Genomic DNA, 19,328 nt, shown 5'->3' with positions numbered 1-19,328 from the left:
ATGCACGGGCCTGGACGCAGCGGGGCGCCAGCCTTGCAGCCTTCGATTGGTGGATTGAATTCGGTTCTGGTGGCAGAATGGGATTTCCATCGTATTTTCACAAAGGAACCATCATGTACGCCAATCCTGCGCGCTCATTCCTCATGGCGCTTGCCATCCTCCTGTCCGCACTCATCGCGCTTCCTGCCGCTGCGGAAAGTACAGCCGAACTCGACCGTGCATCACAGGCAGCGCTCAACAGACTGCTTGCCAAAGTGTCTGCGGCCAGGGCACTCAACGCCAAGGCCATTGCGGTACTGGTTTTCCCCAGTATCACCAAGGCTGGCCTGGTGGTCGGCGGCCAGTACGGTGAAGGCGTTCTGTGGCGGGACGGCAAGGCCGTGGGCCATTACAGCACCGCCGGCGCGTCGTATGGCTTGCAGGCGGGGGCGCAAAAATACGGTTATGCGATGTTTTTCATGAATGAAAAGGCATTGCAAGCGCTCGATGCCAACGAAGGCTTCGAAGTCGGCATCGGTCCGAGCATCGTGGTCATCGACGAGGGAATGGGCAAATCCCATACCACCACCACCATGCAGGACGATATCTACGCCTTCATTTTCAGCCAGAAGGGGTTGATGGCGGGGATCGGCCTGCAGGGCAACAAGATCAGCAAACTCAACAAGTGAGCGCTCGCCGCCGCAGGGCGGCAATTTGCAGGCTTTCCAGGGGCAAGGCGGGGAAGCGGGAGGCGAACGGTCATGACTTCCATGATCGGGTGCCTGAAAAAGTCATGACCGTTTCCCTCTCCCCCGGCCCCTCTCCCGCGAGTGGAGAGGGGAGATTCTTGAGTCGCTGACGCGACTTTCACATCAAGGAAGGTGCGACTGCGGGGTGACTGCGAGTCCTCACGAAGAGTCTGGGCGACTGTTGGTGGGCATGTAGCGCACCGCCAGATCGTCGATGCTGCGCAGGCGACGGCTCAGTTCCCTGGCCAGGTTCAGGACAATCAGTGTAAAGGTCGGCAGGTCAGACTCGTAGATCTGGAAGAGATCGGCGTTCGACAATGCCAGCACCGACACCGGTTCAAGTGCGCGCACCGTTGCCGAGCGGCGCTGCAAGTCGATCAATTCCATCTCGCCGAAAACATCACCGACCCTCAAGACGGCGATGCGCTTTCCGAACTCGCTGTTCGCTGTGGGGCAGGCTTTCAAGACCTCAACCGAGCCGCTGCAGATCACGAAGAGGGAGTCACCGTCTTCTCCCTCCTGAACAATCATGTCTGTAGCGGCAAAACTCAGTTCACGCATCAGCAGCATGATCGACTGCATCGCCTGGTCGTCCACGCCGCCGAAAATGGGTTGTTCCTGGAGAAATCGTACGGTCTTCACTGGCGTACCGTCCTGAGCATAACGGCATAATGGTATTCGTTTTCTCGGATCATTGGCGCCGCCCCGGATGTTGGTTAAGCAGAGTTGGCCCATGAGTGATGGCGCAGGCAGGCAAACGACTTGCCGCAGCGCGCAGCGTATCAGAAGCCGTAGGGCTGGTACAGCCACTCCTTGACCACCTGCACGTCGCGATCAGGAAGGTAATGAAAACCGGCCTGCACATCGTCGATCACGGCATTGGCCAGGGTGTGCGGTGCGCTCTTGGTCGTCAGCATGTGGAAGAACCAGGCCATCGGGTAACCGATGGCCTTGTCGTAGCGCAGCATGGCATCACGCAGAGGCAGGCCGCGCATGCCGAATGCGGCGACAAACTTTGCTGGCGTGCCGTTCAGCGCCGCCACCGGCGTGGCATGCAGGATGGCCTGCCGGTAGCGGTCGAGATGCTCGCGAACGGCGATCACCCAGTGGTTGGAGAATTGCGTTGCCGTGCCGGCGCTGCTTGCCTCCCAGGCGGCGACGAAGCGATGGATCGGTTGCGCTTCCGGCTTTTGCTGGCGCATGCGGGCAAGGAAGGTGGCGACCGGCATCAGCCGTCGCATGGCCAGAAAAGGTGCGCCCAAAGGCTGGGCGCCGGCACCGCAGGTGGCGTGACTACGGCGTGGATCGACGAGTTCCTCGACTCCCGAAGGCAGACTGTCATCGGTGAACAACGGATGACAGATCATCTCCTGCAGTTCCTCGATTTCGAGCTGAACGAAGTCTGTTGCGCCGGACCCGATGGCGGCGACGAAATAATGCGTTCGTCCGGTCAGGCGGGTGGCGCGCAGGCCGCGGTCGATATAGTCGTCGCATAGTGCTGCCATGTCGTCACCGTGCGCGCCCAGCTCGCGCTCGGCCCAGGCTTCCAGATCGTCGGCGACATGGGCACCCTCGGCATCGACCACGCCACCCAGGCGATACCAGCCGCCGCGCGACAGGACTTCGCGAAACGCCAGATCGGGTGCCAATACCGCCAGTTGTCGGGCCAGTACCGCTGGTCCGACCGTGGCGGGAATCCGTACACACAGTTCGGCGACCCGGTGGGACAGCTCGTCCCAGCGCGATACCCTCTTCATTGACTGTTCTCCGACACGCTAATCATGCGTCCTCGGCAGCGAAATTCGCCGCGAAGCGCGCCAGCGAGCTGGCTTCGACACCCATGATCCGCGCCAGCCAGGGCGGTGGATGCTGCAAGGCCTGCTGCAACTGCGCCAGCGTTGCCAGCGCCGTTCCACCTGCCACTTTTACCGGGTGTACCCCGGCGCGCACCACCTTGGCCGTCGCCGGACCGCCGATCGATTGCACATAAACGATCTGGCAGTCATCGATCAGTGCCGCGCGTGCGACGTTGCGATCTTCGGCGTGATCCGCTTCGAGTGTCGGCCGCACGCCGATCAGGCGCACTTCGGCCGGCGAGACCTGATAGACGAGAAAGCGCTCGCAGGAGCCGAAATGCCCATCGAGCAAGTCCTCACGGTTGGAGGCACAGGCGACGCGAATCGAGCCGGGCATGTCGCCATCGCTGTAGCCCGCCAGCGGCGGCAGATCGCTGTGGACAAGGCCTTCGCCCCAAAGCAGGCGAACCGCCTGCTTGAGCCGATCTTTCGGAATATCCGTTTCGACGACCTCATCACCCTGCAGAAGAACCTGCAGATCGGCCACGGTCATGCTGGTGAGCTTGACCTCGGTCAGTGGCAGCTCCAGTCTTGAGACCAGAGCCGAGACCAGCTCCCCGACCGACAGATCACCCAGCTCGCGCGCGGCGAGCGCGATGCGCAAGGCGGCTTCACGGGTAATCGACTGCGACATCAGCGTCTCCCTGGGCAAGCTAGATAAAGACGATGCAGGCCTCGCCCGCCGGGCAGGCGTCGAGGCACTGCGGCGAATCGTGCTCGCCTTCGCACTCGCTGCAGGTGTCGGCATTGATCTTGTAGATGCCGGCTTTGCTGGTGATCGAGCTGGTGGGACAGACCGGCTTGCAGTCGCCGCACGACGTGCATTCGGCCTGGATGATTTTCATTGCCATGATGATTCTCCGTGGATTTCTTACTCGGCTGCGTCCAGTCGCCTGGCGCGCAGCGAGATCGGGAAACGCGCAGGCAAGGCCTGCGGTTCGATGTAATAGGCGCCGCCATTGTTGAGGCGGATCTCGCCGCCCCACTTCTCGGAAGTGTCGAACTCCATCGATACGATGGCGTCCTCCAGATCACGCTTGGGCAGGTAGAACGAGTAGGCGCCGGCGGCATCCTTGCGGACCATGATGTTGGCCATGAGACTTTCCTTCGCGGTTGGCGGCGGGAACGGCGGAGCGTTCCCGTGGAACGTGCCTGGCGTGCCTAGCGGACCAGGTCGAAGTTGTAGTCCGTAGTCGCCATGCCCATCGTCTCTTCGTCGAGACGATCGAGTACCGCATTGACCAGCGTCGTCACCACCTGCATGGCACCCTCGTAGCCGATCGTCGTCTGGCGATGCAGATGATGACGATCGAAGAGCGGGAAGCCGATGCGGATCAGCGGCACCTCGAAGGCCTTGCCCTTGTGCAGCGTATCGCGCTGAATGAACTTGCCGTAGCTGTTGCCGATCAGGAAATCCGGCTTGTCGGTGAAGCACAGCGAGCGCAGATGCCACAGGTCGATGCCGCTGTAGGCCTTGGCGTGGGTGCCGAAGGGGCTCTCGGCGAGCAGCTTCTCGATCGCCTTGAGCCAGCGCTTGGTGCCGTTGTGACTGACGACGTGCGTTGGTTCGGCACCACATTCGAGCAGGATCTTGACCATTCCCATTACGAAATCGGGGTCGCCGTAGAGGGCGAACTTCTTGCCGTGCAGCCAGGCGTGCGAGTCCGACATCAGGTCGACCAGGCGGCCGCGCTCCTTGGCCAGCGATTCGGGGATCGGCTTGCCGGTCAGCTCGGAGACCTTCATCAGGAATTCGTCGGTCCAGTCCACGCCCATCGGAATGTTCAGCTTGGGCACTTCATGGTTCCAGGTGTTCTCGACGAACTTCCTCGTCTTGTCGAGCTGGAAGGGCTGCAGCAGGAGCGTGCTGATGGCGTTCGGGGCGTCCTTGATCTCGTCCTGCGTGGTGCCGCCGGCGTACATCCGGAACTCGCCGTCGGCGGGCGTGTCGAGCACCTCGGTCGGATCGGAGAGCAGCGTCGCATCGACCCCCATCTCGGCCATCATCCGCTTGATGACACGGAAGTTGCCCAGATAGGTCTCGAAGCCCGGAACGAAGTTGAGCTTGCCGTTCTTGCCCGGCACCTTGTCGGCCATGCTGTTCAGCGTGAAGGAACGGATGATGCCTTCGAACATGTTGTCCCAGCCGGTGACATGCGAGCCGACAAAGGACGGTGTGTGCGCAAAAGGCACCGGAAATTCCTGCGGCACATGCCCTTCCTTCTTGGCGTTGTTGATGAAGGCGTTGAGGTCGTCGCCGATCACCTCGGCCATGCACGTCGTGGAGACCGCGATCATCTCCGGCTTGTAGATCGCCCTGGCGTTTTCCAGACCGTCGAACATGTTCTTCTGGCCGCCGAACACCGCGGCATCTTCGGTCATCGAATCCGAGACGCAGCAGATCGGCTCCTTGAAGTGGCGGTTGAAATAGGTGCGGAAATAGGACACGCAGCCCTGCGAACCATGTACATAGGGCAGCGTCTTCTCGAAACCCAGCGCGCAGAGAACGGCGCCGAGCGGTTGACAGGCCTTCGCCGGATCGACGGTCAGCGCCTCGCGCTTGAAATTCAGATCCTGATATTCCTGGGTGGTCGTCCAGAGAAAAACCTCCTGCACCTTCTCCGGGGAATGGCGTTCTTCGAACAGTTCCTGCTTGTTCTTCAACGAGGTCTTGTAATCGTCGTCGCGGAACAGCGGATAGCAGGGTTTGATATCATCTACGGCTTGCATCTTCATCTCCTTTGCCGGCGCCACCCATTTGTGGACGCCAAGCACAAGTTGAGGGAAATTTCTCTCAGGCGACCTTCTTCAGCTCGCTTGCTTCAGGCACTTCGGGCCGCTTCTTCCACGGCGGTGTCTGCTTGCTCCAGCACGGGTTGGAGATTGCCATGTCCATGTCGCGGGCGAAGATGGCAAAGCCGTCGTAGCCGTGGTACGGACCGGAATAGTCCCAGGAGTGCATCTGGCGCAGCGGGATGCCCATTTTCTGGAAGACGTACTTCTCCTTGATTCCGGAACCAACCAGGTCGGGCTGCATGCGCTTGATGAACTCCTCCAGTTCGAAGCCGGTGGCGTCGTCGTAGAGCAGGGTGGCGTTGCCCATTTCCTTGATCGTGCGGTCATAATCGTCGTTATGCGCGAACTCGTAGCCGGTACCGATGACCTGCATGCCGAGATCCTCGTAAGCGCCGATGACATGCCGCGGACGCAGGCCGCCGACATAGAGCATCACCGTCTTGCCCTGCAGGCGCGGCTTGTACCTGGCGATCACCGCGTCCATCATCGGCTGGTATTTGGCGATCACGCGCTCGGCACCTTCCTTGATGGAGTCGTCGAAATGCGCGGCAATCGCGCGCAGCGACTCGGCGATCTTGGTCGGTCCGAAGAAGTTGTACTCCAGCCACGGAATGCCATACTTCTCCTCCATGTGACGGCTGATGTAGTTCATCGAGCGGTAGCAGTGCAGGAGGTTGAGCTTGACTTTGGGCGTTTTCTCGATCTCCGCCAGGGTGCCGTCGCCGGACCATTGTGAAACCACGCGCAGGCCCATTTCCTCGATCAGGATGCGCGATGCCCAGGCGTCACCGCCGATGTTGTAGTCGCCAATGATCGAAACATCGTAGGGTGTCGCGTCAAAACCCTGCCCATCGCGCTTGTCGAGGACCCAGTCACGGATCGAGTCGTTGGCGATGTGGTGGCCGAGCGACTGCGAAACGCCGCGGAAGCCTTCACAGCGCACCGGCACGATGGGCTTGTTCATCTCCTTGGCGGCTTTCTTCGAAACCGCCTCGATGTCGTCGCCGATCAGGCCGATCGGGCACTCGGACTGTACCGAGATGCCCTTGTGCAGCGGAAACAACTGCTCGATCTCGGCAACCAGCTTGGCCAGCTTCTTGTCGCCGCCGAAGACGATGTCCTTCTCCTGGAAGTCGGAGGTGAAGTTCATCGTGCCGAAGGTGTCGACACCGGTGGTGCCGACATAGTAGTTGCGTCGGCCGGCGCGTGAATATTGGCCGCAGCCGATGGGACCATGCGAGACATGGATCATGTCCTTGATCGGACCCCAGACGACGCCCTTGGAACCGGCGTAGGCGCAGCCGCGGACGGTCATCACGCCGGGCAGGGACTTGCGGTTGGAGGTGATGCACTTCTTCGATTGCTCGATCGACTGGTCGTTGACCGCGAGGTGCTTGGCGCGGTCCTTTCTGGCTTTCTCGGGATAGACCTCGAGTACTTCCTGGATCAGGGCTTCGGTTTCTTCACGTGTCAATTCAGACATCCTGCTTCTCCTTTTGGGGAGCCGGCACTCATGCGCGCACGGCCCCCGCGGGTTGCGATCAACGGGTCAGACCCGCGCAAGTCAAGCGACGGCGAGTTCGGCGGCAAGTTCGGCGGCGGTCTTGCCGATGATCGACTCGTCGTCGGCTTCCATGATGCCGAACTCCATCAGCAGTGCCTCGAGTTCGTCCATGGTCACCGGCGTCGGGATCACGAAGTTCTTGTTGTCGACGATCTTCCTCGCCAGGGCACGATACTCATCCGCCTGTGGTGCCGTCGGGTCGTACTCGATGACGGTCATGCGGCGGATCTCGGCGTGCTGCACGACGTTGTGACGGGGAATGAAATGGATCATCTGGGTGCCCAGCTTCTCGGCCAGCGCGATGATCAGTTCGTCTTCCCGGTCGGTGTTGCGGCTGTTGCAGATCAGTCCGGCAAGGCGCACACCCCCCGAGTTGGCATACTTGACGATGCCCTTGGCGATGTTGTTGGCGGCGTACATGGCCATCATCTCGCCGGAGCAGACGATGTAGATTTCCTGCGCCTTGTTCTCGCGGATCGGCATCGCGAAACCGCCGCAAACCACGTCACCGAGCACGTCGTAGAAGACGAACTCGAGATCCTCGTCGTAAGCCCCTTCTTCTTCGAGGAAGTTGATGGCGGTGATGACGCCGCGACCGGCACAGCCGACGCCAGGTTCCGGGCCGCCCGACTCGACGCACTTGATGCCGCCGTAACCGACGGACATCACGTCCTCGAGTTCGAGGTCCTCGACCGAACCGGCCTCGGCAGCCAGACCCATGACCGAGTTCTGTGCCTTGCTGTGCAGGATCAGGCGAGTCGAGTCGGCCTTCGGATCGCAGCCGACGATCATCACTTTCTTGCCTGCCTCGGCCAGAGCAGCGACGAGGTTCTGTGTGGTGGTAGACTTGCCGATACCGCCCTTGCCATAGATGGCGGCCTGACGAAGTTTTGCCATGATGCAATCTCCTTGATTGAATTGCTGCGTTGAAATCCGCTGAAGCAGGGAAGAATCCCGCGCTCCTGACAGGGCTGGTGCACAGACCGTGCCAGATCCCGCCGGATGCGCTGAAACCCAGATTTGGCAAGGCTTGCGGCGATTCCGTCGAAAGCCGACGAGACGCCGGTGTCTGACATTCCCGCAGACGTTTGTCGCGCTCCCGACAAGACGGGCGAACACTGCCCGACACTGCCGCGCCTGGCCCGACTGCCGATCAACCGTTGCAATCTGCCGGCCGTAATCCTCGGTGGCCTGACCTTTCAACGGCATCCGACCCGCTTGCAGATCGACGGAATCGCCGACCTGCACAAACCGCTGTGGGCGCTTCTCGATGACATTCCCGAAACACCGGAGCGCGCCGAGCGCTTTGCCGGCTACATGCAGAAGCACTTTCGTCTGCAGCAGCCCGAAGATGCCGGGCTCTCCGCCGGCCAGACGAGTGCGCGGGCGAAGGCCAGTTACCTGCGCGTGCTGCGTGGCTGGGCCTTCGACGCCGAGAGCCGCGAGGCGGCGGTATTGAAAGGTTGGGTCGAGTCACGCTTCGGGCTTTGTCCGCGCCACCACGGCGGACCGCTGCGCGAACCGGGCAGCCGCGCCTGGCAGCGCTATGTGGAAATGCGCGCGCAGGGATTGCGCGGCACCAACGCGCTGGAGTCACAGCTCGACCTCTTGTACGCTTACAGCCAGTACGAACTGGCCCGGCAGTTTCCGCAGCGAACGCACCTGCGGCTGTACCGGGGCGTCAACCGGCTCTCCGAGCACGAAACCGTCGATGACAATCACCAGGGCGACAAGGTGCTGCTGCTCAACAACATCAATTCCTTCTCGCGCTCGCGCGAGCGCGCCGGCGAATTCGGCGACGACCTGCTCGCCGTCGATGTGCCCTTGCCGAAGCTGGCCTTCTTCAGCCAGTTGCTGCCCGGCATGCTGCGTGGCGAGGATGAGTACGTGGTCATCGGCGGCCTCTACCGGGTGCGGCGGGCGCGCTTCTAGGGCCGGCCTGCTCCGGGTTGCCGCTCTGTCCGCCCTTGTCGCAAAACCTACACTGGCGTCAAACTCCGGTTCGTCAGCCGCACAATGGTTGGCAGGAAGACTTGGCTCGCTTCTTGCGTGAGCAGGGTAAATTCACCCGGAGTACGCACAATGACCTTCACCCACCTTCTCACGCAATGGCAATCCGGCCTCACCGACGGCAGCATCGTTCCCTACCTTGGCCCCGGCGTCCTTGCAGACGTGACGTCGACTCTCGACAGCCGGACGATGCCTGCCAGCAGCGAGCAACTCATCCTGGCGATGAACAATGGCTCGCCGATGGCGCCCAAACTGATGTACGAATTTCCGCGCGCGGCAATGAATGTCGAACTCAAGCGCGGCCGGGCGGCAGTGACGCGCTTCCTCGATACGACTTATGGCGAAACGCGCTGGACACGCGCGGCGGTGCACGAGTGGCTGGCGACGCTCCACCCTCCCTATGTGATCGACATCAACCGCGACACGCAGTTGCTCGATTCGTATGGCGGAATTCCGCACCTGCTGATTCTCGGCTGTGCACGCATCGGCGGCACCGACTATCGCTTCAAGCTGTATGTCTCGGACGGCAGCAGCTACCGCGAGATCCCTCCCGAGCAGGCCGATGCGACCCTGCCCGTCCTCTTCAAGCCGATGGGCGCGCCGAGGCCGCAGCCGAGCTACATCGCCTCCGACGCCGATTATGTCGATTACATCACCGAACTGATGGGCGGCTTCGCCGTGCCCGCGTTCATCAAGACGCGGCGTCGCGGCAAACGCTATCTGCTGCTCGGCATGCGCCTCAATCGCGATTCCGAGCGCATGGTTCTCTCCGACCTGCTCCACGACGCCGCCACCGAGCCCGCCGGCTGGGCGTTGATCGCCGACCCCAACGACAAGGAACGGCGCTTCTGCAAGCGGATCGGCATCGAGCTGATCGAAGAGGAAGTGACGGCGCTGATCGGTGAAGCCCTATTGAGCTGAAAGGCTGTGAGTCATTCTTCCACTTGCGGCCTTTCGGAGTGAAGCCGTCCGTCGCCACAGTCAATGCCTTTGCGGATCTCGCCCAGTGTCAGCACGCTCAGAAACAGCGACTGAGGCGGCCGCGCTTGCAACCAGGTCACGACCTGCGGGTCGGGCTGCTTGCGGCGCAGCTCGGACAGGACGTTGGTGTCGATCAGCTAGCTCAAAAGTCCACCTCGCGCGGCAGGCTTCGGTCGCGTTCGAAGTCGATGTCCTCCTGTCCGTAGAGCGGCGACTGACCCATGAAGTCCACCAGCGATTCACTGTTGCCGCTCAAACGATCGAACAACTCGCGCGAGATGACGACCGCGACCGAACGACCGTGCACGGTGATTTCCTGCGGCCCCTCGTCGGCCGCACGTTTGACCAGATCAGAGAATTGCGCCTTGGCCGTTTGCATTTGCCAGGTTTGCATAGCTCGCTCCCATCCATGGGTTTACATTCTGACCAGACAGGTCAGAGCCATCGAGTCACTTTAACCGAAACCTGCGACATCGACATGTCCAAACGCATTGCCATCCTCGTAGATCGGCGAATTCCCGAGGGTCGCGGTAGCACCCCCGCGCTGGCGGCCTGAGTGCTGCCACCCTCAGCGGCCGCAGTCGGGCGCACGTGCTTCCAGCAGCCGCACCAGGGCATGCAGTACGCGATTGACCGGCGTGGCAATGCCCAGGGCCTCGCCCCGGCGCAGCACGTAGCCGTTCAGGTGATCGATTTCGCTGCGCTTGCCGCGCGCCACGTCGTGCGCGGTGGAGGATTTCTGCGTCGCCATCGAACGTGCGATGCCCGCCACCGCAGCGTGGATGTCGCCCGGCACCACGACGCCGTCGGCCTGCGCCACGGCCAGGCATTCGGCGACGATGTCCGCCATCACGCCGGCAATGCCTTCGCCCGGCGCAATGCGGCCGTAGGGCAACTGGGTGATCGCCGACAACGCGTTGTAGGCACAGTTGATGATCAGCTTGGCCCACAGCGCGCCGGCCACATTGTCCGAGACCTGCACCGGCACGCCGGCGACGGCGAACTCGGCCACCACCTCGGCGCTGCCGGCAAAAGGACCGATCACCAGCTCGCCGCGCCCGTGGTGGCGCAGGTGGCCCGGCCCCGCCATCTCGGTGGCGACATATACCACCGCCGCATGCACCGGCCGCCCCAGTGCCGCCTGCAGGCGTTCGGCATTGTCGTAGCCGTTCTGCAGGCTCAGCAGTATGGCATCATCGGCAAGGTGTGGAGCCATCTCCACCGCAGCCTGCAGGGTGTCGGTGGACTTCACGCAGCACAGCACCATGCGCGCGCCAACGAGGCCGGCCGCCTCGATGGTGGCCGCGACCCGTACATGCTCCTGGAAGTTCTGCGTGTCCATGTAGAGGCCGTCGCGTTTGATCGCCTCGACATGCTGCGGCCGCCCGATCAGCACCACCTCGCGCCGCGCGCGCGCCAGCATGCCACCGTAGTAACAGCCGACCGCGCCGGCACCCAGTACCGCTGTTTTCATAGGATGTGCTTGCCGCCTTTGGCGATACAGCTGACCCCGCTCAGGCCTGCTCGCTGACGCCGGCCGAGGAAAAACTGGCCATTTCGTTGAGGAAAGCGGCAGCAGCGCGCACCAGCGGCCAGGCCAGTGCGGCGCCAGTGCCCTCGCCGAGACGCAGACCGAGGTCGAGCAGCGGTTCGGCGTGCAGGGCGCGCAGTTGTGCGAGATGGCCCGGCTCTGCCGAGCGGTGGCAATAGACACAATAGTCGCGAATATTCGGTGCGATGGCAGCGGCGACCAGCAGCGCCGAAGTGACGATGAAGCCGTCGATCAGCAGCAGCAGACCGCGCTCGGCAGCGGCGAGCATCGCGCCGCTCATCATCGCGATTTCGAAACCGCCGAACTCGGCGAGCACGCGCAGCGCGTCGGCACCGGGTGACAAGGCTGCGCGCTGCACCGCCTGTGCCAGCAGCGTCTGTTTGCGGGCGAGACCCGAGTCGTCGAGGCCGGTACCCCGCCCGACGCAATCGGTCAGCGGCGTGCCGGTCAGAGAATGCGTCAGCAGCGAAGCGGCGGCGGTATTGCCGATCCCCATCTCGCCGAAACCGACCACCCGACAGCCCTGATCAGCCAGCGCACCGACGATGGCCGCGCCGCGGGCCAGCGCGGCATCGCGCTCGGCCGTGCTCATCGCCGCCCTTTCGAGATAGTTGCACGTTCCGAAAGCGATCTTGGCGTCGACCAGACCGGCGCGCGTGCCGAAGTCATGTGCGACGCCGGCGTCTATGACCTGCAGTTGCAGGCCGTTGTGGCGGGCGAAAACATTGATCGCTGCGCCGCCGGCAAGAAAGTTTTCGACCATCTGCCAGGTCACCTCCTGCGGGAATGCCGAAATGCCGGCGCGCGCTGCGCCGTGGTCGCCCGCGAAGACCAGCAGGTGAGGATGCTCGAGACTCGGCGTCAAGGACTGCTGTATCTGTCCGATCTGCAGTGCCAGACGTTCGAGCTGACCCAGTGAGCCGGGTGGTTTGGTCTTGCCGTCGATGCGGGCCTGTAACTCAGGGACGACGGCGGTGGGCGGAATGGAGAAATGCATGCGTTGGCCAGATGGGAAGAAAGGCACCGATTATACGCATCCCCCGGTCGTGCTAAGCTTCGTGGCATGCGAGAACTGATCATTGGCGGCGCCCGTTCGGGCAAGAGTTTCCTGGCCGAACGCCGGGCCAGCGAAAGCGGATTGCGCGTCATCTACGTGGCGACGGCGCTGGTGCTCGACGCCGAAATGTCGCGGCGTATCGAACATCACCGGGCGCGGCGCTGTCCTGAATGGGGTCTGGTCGTCGAACCGCTCGAACTGGCCGCTGCCCTGCACCGGCATGCGGCGCCCGAGGTCTGCCTGCTCGTCGATTGCCTGACGCTGTGGTTGTCGAATCTGCTGTTTGCCGGCGAAGCGGCGAACCAGGCGGAAGCCGGCGAAGCGGTGCATTGCCAGCGCCTCGCCGGCGCGACGCAGGCACTGATCGACCTGCTGCCGGAACTTCCGGGGCGGATCATCCTGGTCTCCAACGAAGTCGGTTGCGGCATCGTGCCGATGGCAGCACTGTCGCGGCTGTTTGCCGACGAGCAGGGTCGGCTGAACCAGCGGGTGGCGGCGGTGTGCGAACGGGTGACTCTGGTGGCGGCGGGCCTGCCGCTGACCCTCAAGTAGCAGACACTCGCTGCTGCTGGCCAAGGATCAGTGGTATTGTTGGCCCTGTCCGACAACTTTGCCAGGAGCCAAGAGAAATGTACAAGCGAATCATGGTGGCCGTAGATGAGAGCTTCATGACCAGCCAGGTCATGCGGGCGGCGGTCGAACTTGCCAAGGCCAGCGGTGCACATCTGGCGATCTGCCACGCGATCGACGAGACGATTCTTGCACAACGCGAATTGGCGATGATGCTGCCAAACAGCGTGGGCAAGACCGAAGCGCGTCTGCGCCTCGGCGCGCAGGGTTTTCTCGGCAGGCTTGCCGACGAGGCACGTGCGGCCGGGATCGAGGTGGAAATCAGGCTAGTCGAATCCGAGCAGAAGCATGTTTCGGACATGCTCATCGATGCGGCGAGCGAATGGCAGGCCGACCTGGTGGTCGTCGGTACGCATGGGCGGCGCGGCATCGAGCGCTTCTTCGTCGGCAGCGTCGCTGACCGCCTGGTGCGCAAGGGGCATACCTCGCTGCTGCTGGTGCGCGGCGAAGAGAGCGACGAATAGCTAGCTGATGGCCTGCGCCGGCAGCCACTCCGCCAGGCGCTGCAGATCCATATGTTGCTCGACGGCGTCGGCGAGGCGGTCGATGTCCTGTTCGCGGCGCCGATGCGGGTCGAAATCCTGGGTTGGCCGGTATCCGGCCCAGGTCAGCAACGCCGATAGCGCTGGCGGAGAATCGAACAAGCCGTGACAGTAGGTCGCGAGAATCTGTCCATCGTTCGATAGTGCGCCATCGGGCTGGCCGGCGAGGAGGGCCGCCGGTCGGGCCAGTGCCGCGCCGCTGGTGACGCCCATGTGGATGCGGTAACCGGCGACCGCAGCGGCTCCGGGAAGCAGCAGTTCACCACGGACATTCTCCAGTGTCTTCTCGGCGGCCAGGCGCGTTTCATAGTCCAGCCATCCGAGTCCCGGCATGCTGCCGGCCGGGCCTTCAAGCCCCTGCGGATCGTGCAGTTCGCGGCCGAGCATCTGCAGGCCGCCGCAAATGCCGATTAGTTTGCCGCCGTAGCGCAGGTGGCGACGAATGAACCCGTCCCAGCCCTGCGCACGCAGCCAGGTGAGATCGGCCTGTACCGCCTTTGAACCAGGCAGCACGATCAGGTCACAGGGCGGCGGTGCTGCGTTTGGCCCGACGAAGCGAAAATCGACTTCCGGGTGAAAACGCAGCGGGTCGAGATCGTTGTGGTTCGAGATGCGCGGATACACTGGCGCGACGACCCGCAGGCCGCTCGCCGCTTTGTTCTCCACGGCGCGCGGCACGGCATCCTCGGCATCGAGATAGAGGCCGTGCAGATACGGCAGAACCCCGAGAACCGGCTTGCCGGTGCGTTCTTCGAGCCAGCGCAGGCCGCTCTCGAGCAGCCCGATGTCGCCACGAAAGCGATTGATCACGAAGCCCTTGACGCGCGCCTGCTCGGACGGCGAGAGCAGGTCGAGGGTGCCGCAAAGATGCGCGAAAACGCCACCGCGATCGATGTCGGCGATCAGGATCACCGGGCAATCGACGGCTTCGGCAAAACCCATGTTGGCGATGTCCCGGTCGCGCAGATTGATCTCGGCCGGGCTGCCGGCGCCTTCGACGAGCAGGCACTCGTACTGTGCGCAGAGGCGCTGCCATGATTCGAGTACCGCCTGCATGGCGCGTGGCTTGTAGGCGTGGTAGTCGCGCGCGTCGAGGTCGAGCAGCGCCTTGCCGTGGATGATCACCTGCGCGCGCTTGTCGGTCGCCGGCTTGAGCAGCACCGGATTGAAGTCGGAGTGCGCCGGCAGGCCGGCAGCGAGTGCCTGCAGCGCCTGCGCGCGACCGATCTCGCCGGCATCGACGGTGACCGCCGAATTGAGCGCCATATTCTGCGGTTTGAAGGGCGCGACGCGAACGCCACGGCGATGCAGGATGCGGCACAGTGCGGTCACCAGCACGCTCTTGCCGGCATCGGAAGTGCAGCCCTGGACCATCAGGCTGGGGGTAGGGGGCTTGTTCATCAAAAAAGAAACTCTGGTTGGAAACCTCCCCCTTCAGGGGGATAATCAAACACGGGAGAGGCGTCACATCTTCCGTGTGTTTCGCCCGTCAAGGGCGTGGATTGAAACATCGTAGAATCCGGGTTTCGTCGCCGCGATTGTCGCATGCCTATCATGTTTTCCCTACCCCTGCTTGCTGCTGAAATGCCAGCGTCGCTGCTGTTGCCCTTGGCGGCGATCGTTGGCGCCGGGCTCGACCGACTGCTCGGCGAGCCGCGGCGCTGGCATCCGCTGGTCGGTTTCGGGGCGTTGGCGAGTGCCTGCGAGCGTGCCCTGAATACCGGCGAATGGCGCCGCCTGCGCGGTCTGCTGGCCTGCTGGCTGCTGCTTCTGCCAGGCGTCGCGATCACCCTGCTGTTCCTGCTGGCGATGCCGCCCGGTTTGCCACGCTCGCTGATCGACGCCATCCTGCTCTATCTGGCGCTCGGCGGATGCAGCCTTGGCGAGCATGCCCGGCGTGTCGCCGATGATCTGGCGAAGGGCGATCTTTGCGCGGCACGCCGGCACGTCGGCTGGATGGTCTCGCGTCAGACCGAAGAACTCGACAGCGCCGGCGTCGCGTCGGCGTGCATCGAATCGACGCTGGAGAATGGCAACGACGCCGTTTTCGGTGCGCTCTTCTGGTTCGCGCTGCTTGGCGGAGCGGGTGCCGTTCTTTTCCGGCTGGCGAACACGCTCGACGCGATGTGGGGATACCGCAATCAGCGCTTCAGCGAATTCGGCTGCGCTGCCGCGCGCATCGACGATCTGCTGAACCTCATCCCCGCGCGTCTGACCGCCTTGTCCTACGCCATTTGCGGGCGCACGCGCGCGGCCCTGCGCTGCTGGCGAGAACAGGCGCCGCACTGGAAAAGCCCGAACGCCGGCCCGGTGATGGCCGCCGGCGCCGGCAGTCTGGGTCTCGCGCTCGGTGGTGCAGCGGTCTACCACGGCCGGCTCGAAGAACGGCCACGTCTTGGCGAAGGGCGGCCAGCCTGCGGCGAGGACATTGCCCGCGCGCTGACGCTCGTTCGTCGCAGCCTGCTGTTGTGGCTGGCGGTGCTGCTCGCCTGGGGGCTGCTGCGTGCTTGAGCACGGCGGTCGCCTGCGCGCCGCCGCCCGGCAGTACGCGCCTTTCTGCAAATGCGAGCTGGCCGACTGGCTGGATCTGTCGACCGGTATCAACCCTGGCGCGTATCCGCTGCCGGCAATCGACCCGGCCTGCTGGCATCGCCTGCCTGAAGACGACGATGGCCTGACAGCGGCGGCGGCGACCTACTACGGCAACGATCGCTTGCTGGCGCTGCCGGGATCGCAGGCGGCGATCCAGTGGCTGCCGGCGCTGTTTCCGCCGGTCGTCGTCGCGTGTCTGACACCGATCTACGAAGAGCACACGCAAGCCTGGGAACGCGCCGGCCACAAGCTGCGTCGCCTGCAGAATGCCCCTTTGGCGCGGGCGCTGGCCGCCGCGACACCGATCATCGTGCTCTGCAATCCCAACAATCCGACCGGTCGAAGGCTGCCGGCCGCAGCGCTGCTCGAAGCCGCCGCGCAACTGCAGCGGCGCGGCGGCTGGCTGATCGTCGACGAAGCGTTTGGCGACCCCGACCCCGAGAACTGTGTCACCGCCCTCGCCGGCGGCCCGGCAGCGCCGAATCTGATCGTCCTGCGTTCGCTGGGCAAATTCTTTGGCCTTGCCGGTGCGCGCGTCGGTTTTGTCTTCGGCGCGCCTGACAAACTCGAACGACTACGGGAGGTGTTGGGTCCCTGGCCCTTGTCGGGTCCGGCGCGTACCGTTGCCCGGCAAGCGCTCGCCGATGGCGCCTGGCAGGCGCTGGCGCGGCGCGACCTGGCCCTGGCTTCGGCACGGCTGGCGTCCTTGCTGGCGCCCCTTGGCGAGGTGAGCCATTGCGCGTTGTTCGCCACCGTCGCGACAGCGCATGCCTCGGCACTCTTCGAACATCTGGCCCGGCAGGCGATCCTGACCCGGCATTTTCCGGCACACGGCTTGCTCCGCTTTGGCCTGCCCGGCAGCGAGGCCGAATGGCAGCGGTTCGGCAGCGCCCTCGCGAACTGGAGCCCTTGACATGCCCTGCGCGCGCTGGCCGCAGCTTCTTGCCATCTGGCTGCTGACGTTCTGCCAACTGGTTCAGGCCGGGATCAGCGTCGTCGATGATAGCGGCGCCACGCTGCGCCTGGCGCAGCCGGCGAAACGCATCGTCAGCCTGGCACCACACCTGACCGAAACGCTGTTTGCCGCCGGTGCCGGCGAACGCATCGTCGGTACCGTCGATTTCAGCGAGTATCCAGCGGCGGCGAGCAAGATCGCGAGGGTTGGCGGCTACTCGCGGATCGACCTCGAACGCGTCGCCGCGCTGCGGCCGGACCTGATCATCGCCTGGCAGAGCGGCAATGCCGCAGCGCACCTCGACCGACTGCGCGGCCTGGCGATTCCGATTTATCTGTCGCAGCCCAATCATCTCGCCGACGTGGCTGGCGAGATCGAGCGTCTCGGTGTGCTGGCCGGCAGCAGAGCAGTCGCCGATCGCGCGGCCGAGAATTTCCGTCAGCGGCTCGCAGGCCTGCAGAAGCGCTACGGCGGCCTGCCGCCGATACGCACTTTCTACCAGATCTGGAAACAGCCGCTGATGACCGTCGGCCGCCGCCAGATCATCTCCGACGTCATCCATCTCTGCAGCGGTGACAATGTCTTCGGCAAGCTGGAAACGATGGCGGCGACGGTGACTGTCGAAGCGGTCATCGCCGCCAACCCCGAGGTGATCGTCGCCAGCGGCATGGACGAAGCACGGCCCGAGTGGCTCGACGACTGGAAGCGCTGGACCTCGATCACCGCCGTCGCACGCGGCAACCTGTTCTTCGTCCCGCCCGACCTGATTCAGCGCCATACGCCGCGCCTGCTCGAAGGCGCCGAGCGTCTTTGCCAGCACCTCGAAACCGCGCGCAGCCGCCGTCCCGCGAATTGAGCCGGACACGACTGCAGTACATCGCCTCCCTGATCAAGATCCGGCAGGCCTGTAGGCCTCTCTCCCCCCAGCATTACGGATTTCCACAATATTCATTCGAGCTGTTTCTTGCGATATTGGCGCCTGCAGGACGCGCAGTACCCAAATTCACATGAATCTAATGGAGGAGACAATCAATGAAGTTTTCCAAGCTGCTGTTCGGTCTGGCCGCCTGTGCACTGTCTGCAACGCCCCTGGGCGTGCTCGCACAACAACCGATCGTCATCAAGTTCAGCCATGTCGTGGCGCATGACACGCCCAAGGGCCTGGCCGCCGAGTTCTTCGCCAAACGCGCCGGCGAACTCAGCAAAGGCAAGGTCAAGGTCGAGGTGTACGCCAACTCGACGCTGTACAAGGACAAGGAGGAAATGGAAGCACTGCAGCTCGGCGCCGTGCAGATGCTCGCCCCGTCGCTGGCCAAGTTTGGTCCGCTGGGGGTCAAGGAATTCGAACTCTTCGACCTGCCCTACATCTTCGACAACTATACCGAGCTGCACAAGGTGACGCAGGGTCCGATCGGGCAAAGCCTGCTCAAGAAGCTGGAGCCGAAAGGGGTGGTGGGCCTGGCGTTCTGGGACAACGGTTTCAAGTCGTTTTCAGCGAATACGCCGATCAAGATGCCGGCTGATCTGAAGGGCAAGAAGCTGCGCATCCAGTCGTCGAAGGTGCTCGAAGAGGAAATCCGCGCCTTGAGCGCCCTGCCGCAGGTGATGGCCTTCTCCGAAGTCTATCAGGCGCTGCAGACCGGCGTGGTCGATGGTACCGAGAACCCGATTTCCAATCTCTACACGCAAAAGATGTTTGAAGTGCAGAAGCATCTGGCACTGACCGAGCACGGTTATCTGGGCTATGCCGTGATCGCCAACAAGAAGTTCTGGGAGGGATTGCCGGCCGACGTGCGTTCTCAGCTCGAAGCGGCGATGAAGGAATCGACCGCTTACGCCAACAAGATTGCCAAGGAGCAGAACGACAAGGATCTGGAAGCCGTCAAGAAAACCGGCAAGACGCAGGTCTATGTGCTGACTCCCGAAGAACGGACGGCCTTCAAGAAGGCACTGGCGCCGGTGCATGTGAAGATGGAATCGCGCATCGGCAAGGATCTCCTGCAGTCGGTCTACAAGGAAACCGGTTTCGATCCGACCAAGTTCTAGGTTCGGTTGCGCAAAGAGC

General features: G+C 63.3%; 21 protein-coding genes and 1 pseudogene. 9 read left to right on the top strand and 13 right to left on the bottom strand.

The window, feature by feature from the left end; all coding sequences use genetic code 11:
- The first annotated feature begins 113 nt into the window (after positions 1–113).
- Positions 114–668 (top strand): YSC84-related protein, encoded by a 555-nt coding sequence (locus tag V5B59_RS10255; protein WP_169072056.1) that lies wholly within the window; start codon positions 114–116, stop codon positions 666–668.
- A gap of 219 nt (positions 669–887) precedes the next feature.
- Here the strand turns inward: V5B59_RS10255 and V5B59_RS10250 are convergent, their stop codons facing one another.
- From V5B59_RS10250 to nifH, 8 genes are all read right to left on the bottom strand, one after another.
- Positions 888–1,463 carry a cyclic nucleotide-binding domain-containing protein gene (locus V5B59_RS10250; protein ID WP_332351856.1) on the bottom strand — a complete coding sequence of 192 codons (576 nt, stop codon included), beginning with the start codon at positions 1,461–1,463 and terminating at the stop codon, positions 888–890.
- A 47-nt stretch (positions 1,464–1,510) separates the two neighbouring features.
- The gene (locus V5B59_RS10245; protein WP_169071205.1) at positions 1,511–2,485 is read right to left on the bottom strand and encodes a hypothetical protein; all 975 of its coding nucleotides are present in this window, start codon (positions 2,483–2,485) and stop codon (positions 1,511–1,513) included.
- A 22-nt stretch (positions 2,486–2,507) separates the two neighbouring features.
- Positions 2,508–3,218, bottom strand: a complete 711-nt coding sequence (locus V5B59_RS10240) for a dinitrogenase iron-molybdenum cofactor biosynthesis protein (protein WP_169071204.1) — start codon at positions 3,216–3,218, stop codon at positions 2,508–2,510.
- A gap of 19 nt (positions 3,219–3,237) precedes the next feature.
- Positions 3,238–3,435 carry a 4Fe-4S binding protein gene (locus V5B59_RS10235; RefSeq protein ID WP_169071203.1) on the bottom strand — a complete coding sequence of 66 codons (198 nt, stop codon included), beginning with the start codon at positions 3,433–3,435 and terminating at the stop codon, positions 3,238–3,240.
- Positions 3,436–3,455: 20 nt separating this feature from the next.
- Positions 3,456–3,680 (bottom strand): putative nitrogen fixation protein NifT, encoded by a 225-nt coding sequence (gene nifT, locus V5B59_RS10230; protein ID WP_169071202.1) that lies wholly within the window; start codon positions 3,678–3,680, stop codon positions 3,456–3,458.
- A 65-nt stretch (positions 3,681–3,745) separates the two neighbouring features.
- The gene (gene nifK / locus V5B59_RS10225) at positions 3,746–5,314 is read right to left on the bottom strand and encodes a nitrogenase molybdenum-iron protein subunit beta (RefSeq protein WP_169071201.1); all 1,569 of its coding nucleotides are present in this window, start codon (positions 5,312–5,314) and stop codon (positions 3,746–3,748) included.
- Between the two features lie 64 nt (positions 5,315–5,378).
- Entirely contained in the window at positions 5,379–6,863 is a 1,485-nt protein-coding gene (gene nifD, locus V5B59_RS10220) for a nitrogenase molybdenum-iron protein alpha chain (RefSeq protein WP_169071200.1), read from the bottom strand.
- 81 nt (positions 6,864–6,944) lie between these two features.
- Complete coding sequence (gene nifH / locus V5B59_RS10215; RefSeq protein WP_169071199.1) at positions 6,945–7,841, bottom strand: nitrogenase iron protein; 897 nt, start codon at positions 7,839–7,841, stop codon at positions 6,945–6,947.
- Between the two features lie 168 nt (positions 7,842–8,009).
- Here nifH and V5B59_RS10210 point away from each other — a divergent pair, with 168 nt between their 5' ends.
- Together V5B59_RS10210 and V5B59_RS10205 are read left to right on the top strand one after the other, a co-directional pair.
- Entirely contained in the window at positions 8,010–8,876 is an 867-nt protein-coding gene (locus tag V5B59_RS10210; RefSeq protein WP_169071198.1) for an NAD(+)--dinitrogen-reductase ADP-D-ribosyltransferase, read from the top strand.
- Positions 8,877–9,026: 150 nt separating this feature from the next.
- The gene (locus V5B59_RS10205) at positions 9,027–9,875 is read left to right on the top strand and encodes an SIR2 family protein (protein ID WP_169071197.1); all 849 of its coding nucleotides are present in this window, start codon (positions 9,027–9,029) and stop codon (positions 9,873–9,875) included.
- A 59-nt stretch (positions 9,876–9,934) separates the two neighbouring features.
- Here V5B59_RS10205 and V5B59_RS10200 read toward each other — a convergent pair.
- From V5B59_RS10200 to cobT, 4 genes and pseudogenes are all read right to left on the bottom strand, one after another.
- Positions 9,935–10,072 (bottom strand): annotated as a pseudogene (locus V5B59_RS10200) (VapC toxin family PIN domain ribonuclease); the annotation flags it as partial.
- A gap of 5 nt (positions 10,073–10,077) precedes the next feature.
- Positions 10,078–10,329, bottom strand: a complete 252-nt coding sequence (locus V5B59_RS10195; RefSeq protein ID WP_169071196.1) for a type II toxin-antitoxin system Phd/YefM family antitoxin — start codon at positions 10,327–10,329, stop codon at positions 10,078–10,080.
- Between the two features lie 174 nt (positions 10,330–10,503).
- On the bottom strand, positions 10,504–11,409 hold the full coding sequence (locus V5B59_RS10190) for a ketopantoate reductase family protein (protein ID WP_169071195.1): 906 nt from the start codon (positions 11,407–11,409) through the stop codon (positions 10,504–10,506).
- A gap of 40 nt (positions 11,410–11,449) precedes the next feature.
- Positions 11,450–12,484 carry a nicotinate-nucleotide--dimethylbenzimidazole phosphoribosyltransferase gene (gene cobT, locus V5B59_RS10185; RefSeq protein ID WP_169071194.1) on the bottom strand — a complete coding sequence of 345 codons (1,035 nt, stop codon included), beginning with the start codon at positions 12,482–12,484 and terminating at the stop codon, positions 11,450–11,452.
- Positions 12,485–12,550: 66 nt separating this feature from the next.
- On the opposite strand from cobT, the gene cobU reads away from it, so the two are divergent.
- Positions 12,551–13,096: a bifunctional adenosylcobinamide kinase/adenosylcobinamide-phosphate guanylyltransferase gene (gene cobU / locus V5B59_RS10180; RefSeq protein WP_034920213.1), complete on the top strand. Its 546-nt coding sequence runs from the start codon at positions 12,551–12,553 to the stop codon at positions 13,094–13,096.
- Between the two features lie 77 nt (positions 13,097–13,173).
- A complete protein-coding gene (locus tag V5B59_RS10175; RefSeq protein ID WP_169071193.1) occupies positions 13,174–13,638 on the top strand; it encodes a universal stress protein in 465 nt (154 codons plus the stop codon).
- Here V5B59_RS10175 and V5B59_RS10170 read toward each other — a convergent pair whose 3' ends face one another.
- Positions 13,639–15,117: a cobyric acid synthase gene (locus V5B59_RS10170; RefSeq protein WP_169071192.1), complete on the bottom strand. Its 1,479-nt coding sequence runs from the start codon at positions 15,115–15,117 to the stop codon at positions 13,639–13,641.
- Positions 15,118–15,270: 153 nt separating this feature from the next.
- Between V5B59_RS10170 and cbiB the strand changes: the two genes are divergently transcribed.
- The 4 genes from cbiB (at position 15,271) to V5B59_RS10150 (ending at position 19,309) form a co-directional block, all read left to right on the top strand.
- On the top strand, positions 15,271–16,227 hold the full coding sequence (gene cbiB, locus V5B59_RS10165; protein WP_372703749.1) for an adenosylcobinamide-phosphate synthase CbiB: 957 nt from the start codon (positions 15,271–15,273) through the stop codon (positions 16,225–16,227).
- A complete protein-coding gene (gene cobD / locus V5B59_RS10160; protein ID WP_169071191.1) occupies positions 16,220–17,221 on the top strand; it encodes a threonine-phosphate decarboxylase CobD in 1,002 nt (333 codons plus the stop codon). Before cbiB ends, cobD begins: the two co-directional genes overlap by 8 nt.
- A gap of 1 nt (position 17,222) precedes the next feature.
- A complete protein-coding gene (locus tag V5B59_RS10155) occupies positions 17,223–18,119 on the top strand; it encodes a cobalamin-binding protein (protein WP_034920223.1) in 897 nt (298 codons plus the stop codon).
- Between the two features lie 176 nt (positions 18,120–18,295).
- Entirely contained in the window at positions 18,296–19,309 is a 1,014-nt protein-coding gene (locus V5B59_RS10150) for a TRAP transporter substrate-binding protein (protein ID WP_034920225.1), read from the top strand.
- The last annotated feature ends 19 nt before the right edge of the window (positions 19,310–19,328 follow it).

This window comes from Candidatus Accumulibacter contiguus (assembly GCF_036625285.1).
In the GTDB taxonomy this organism is placed as follows: domain Bacteria; phylum Pseudomonadota; class Gammaproteobacteria; order Burkholderiales; family Rhodocyclaceae; genus Accumulibacter; species Accumulibacter contiguus.
This window is presented reverse-complemented; position numbering and strand designations above follow the sequence as displayed.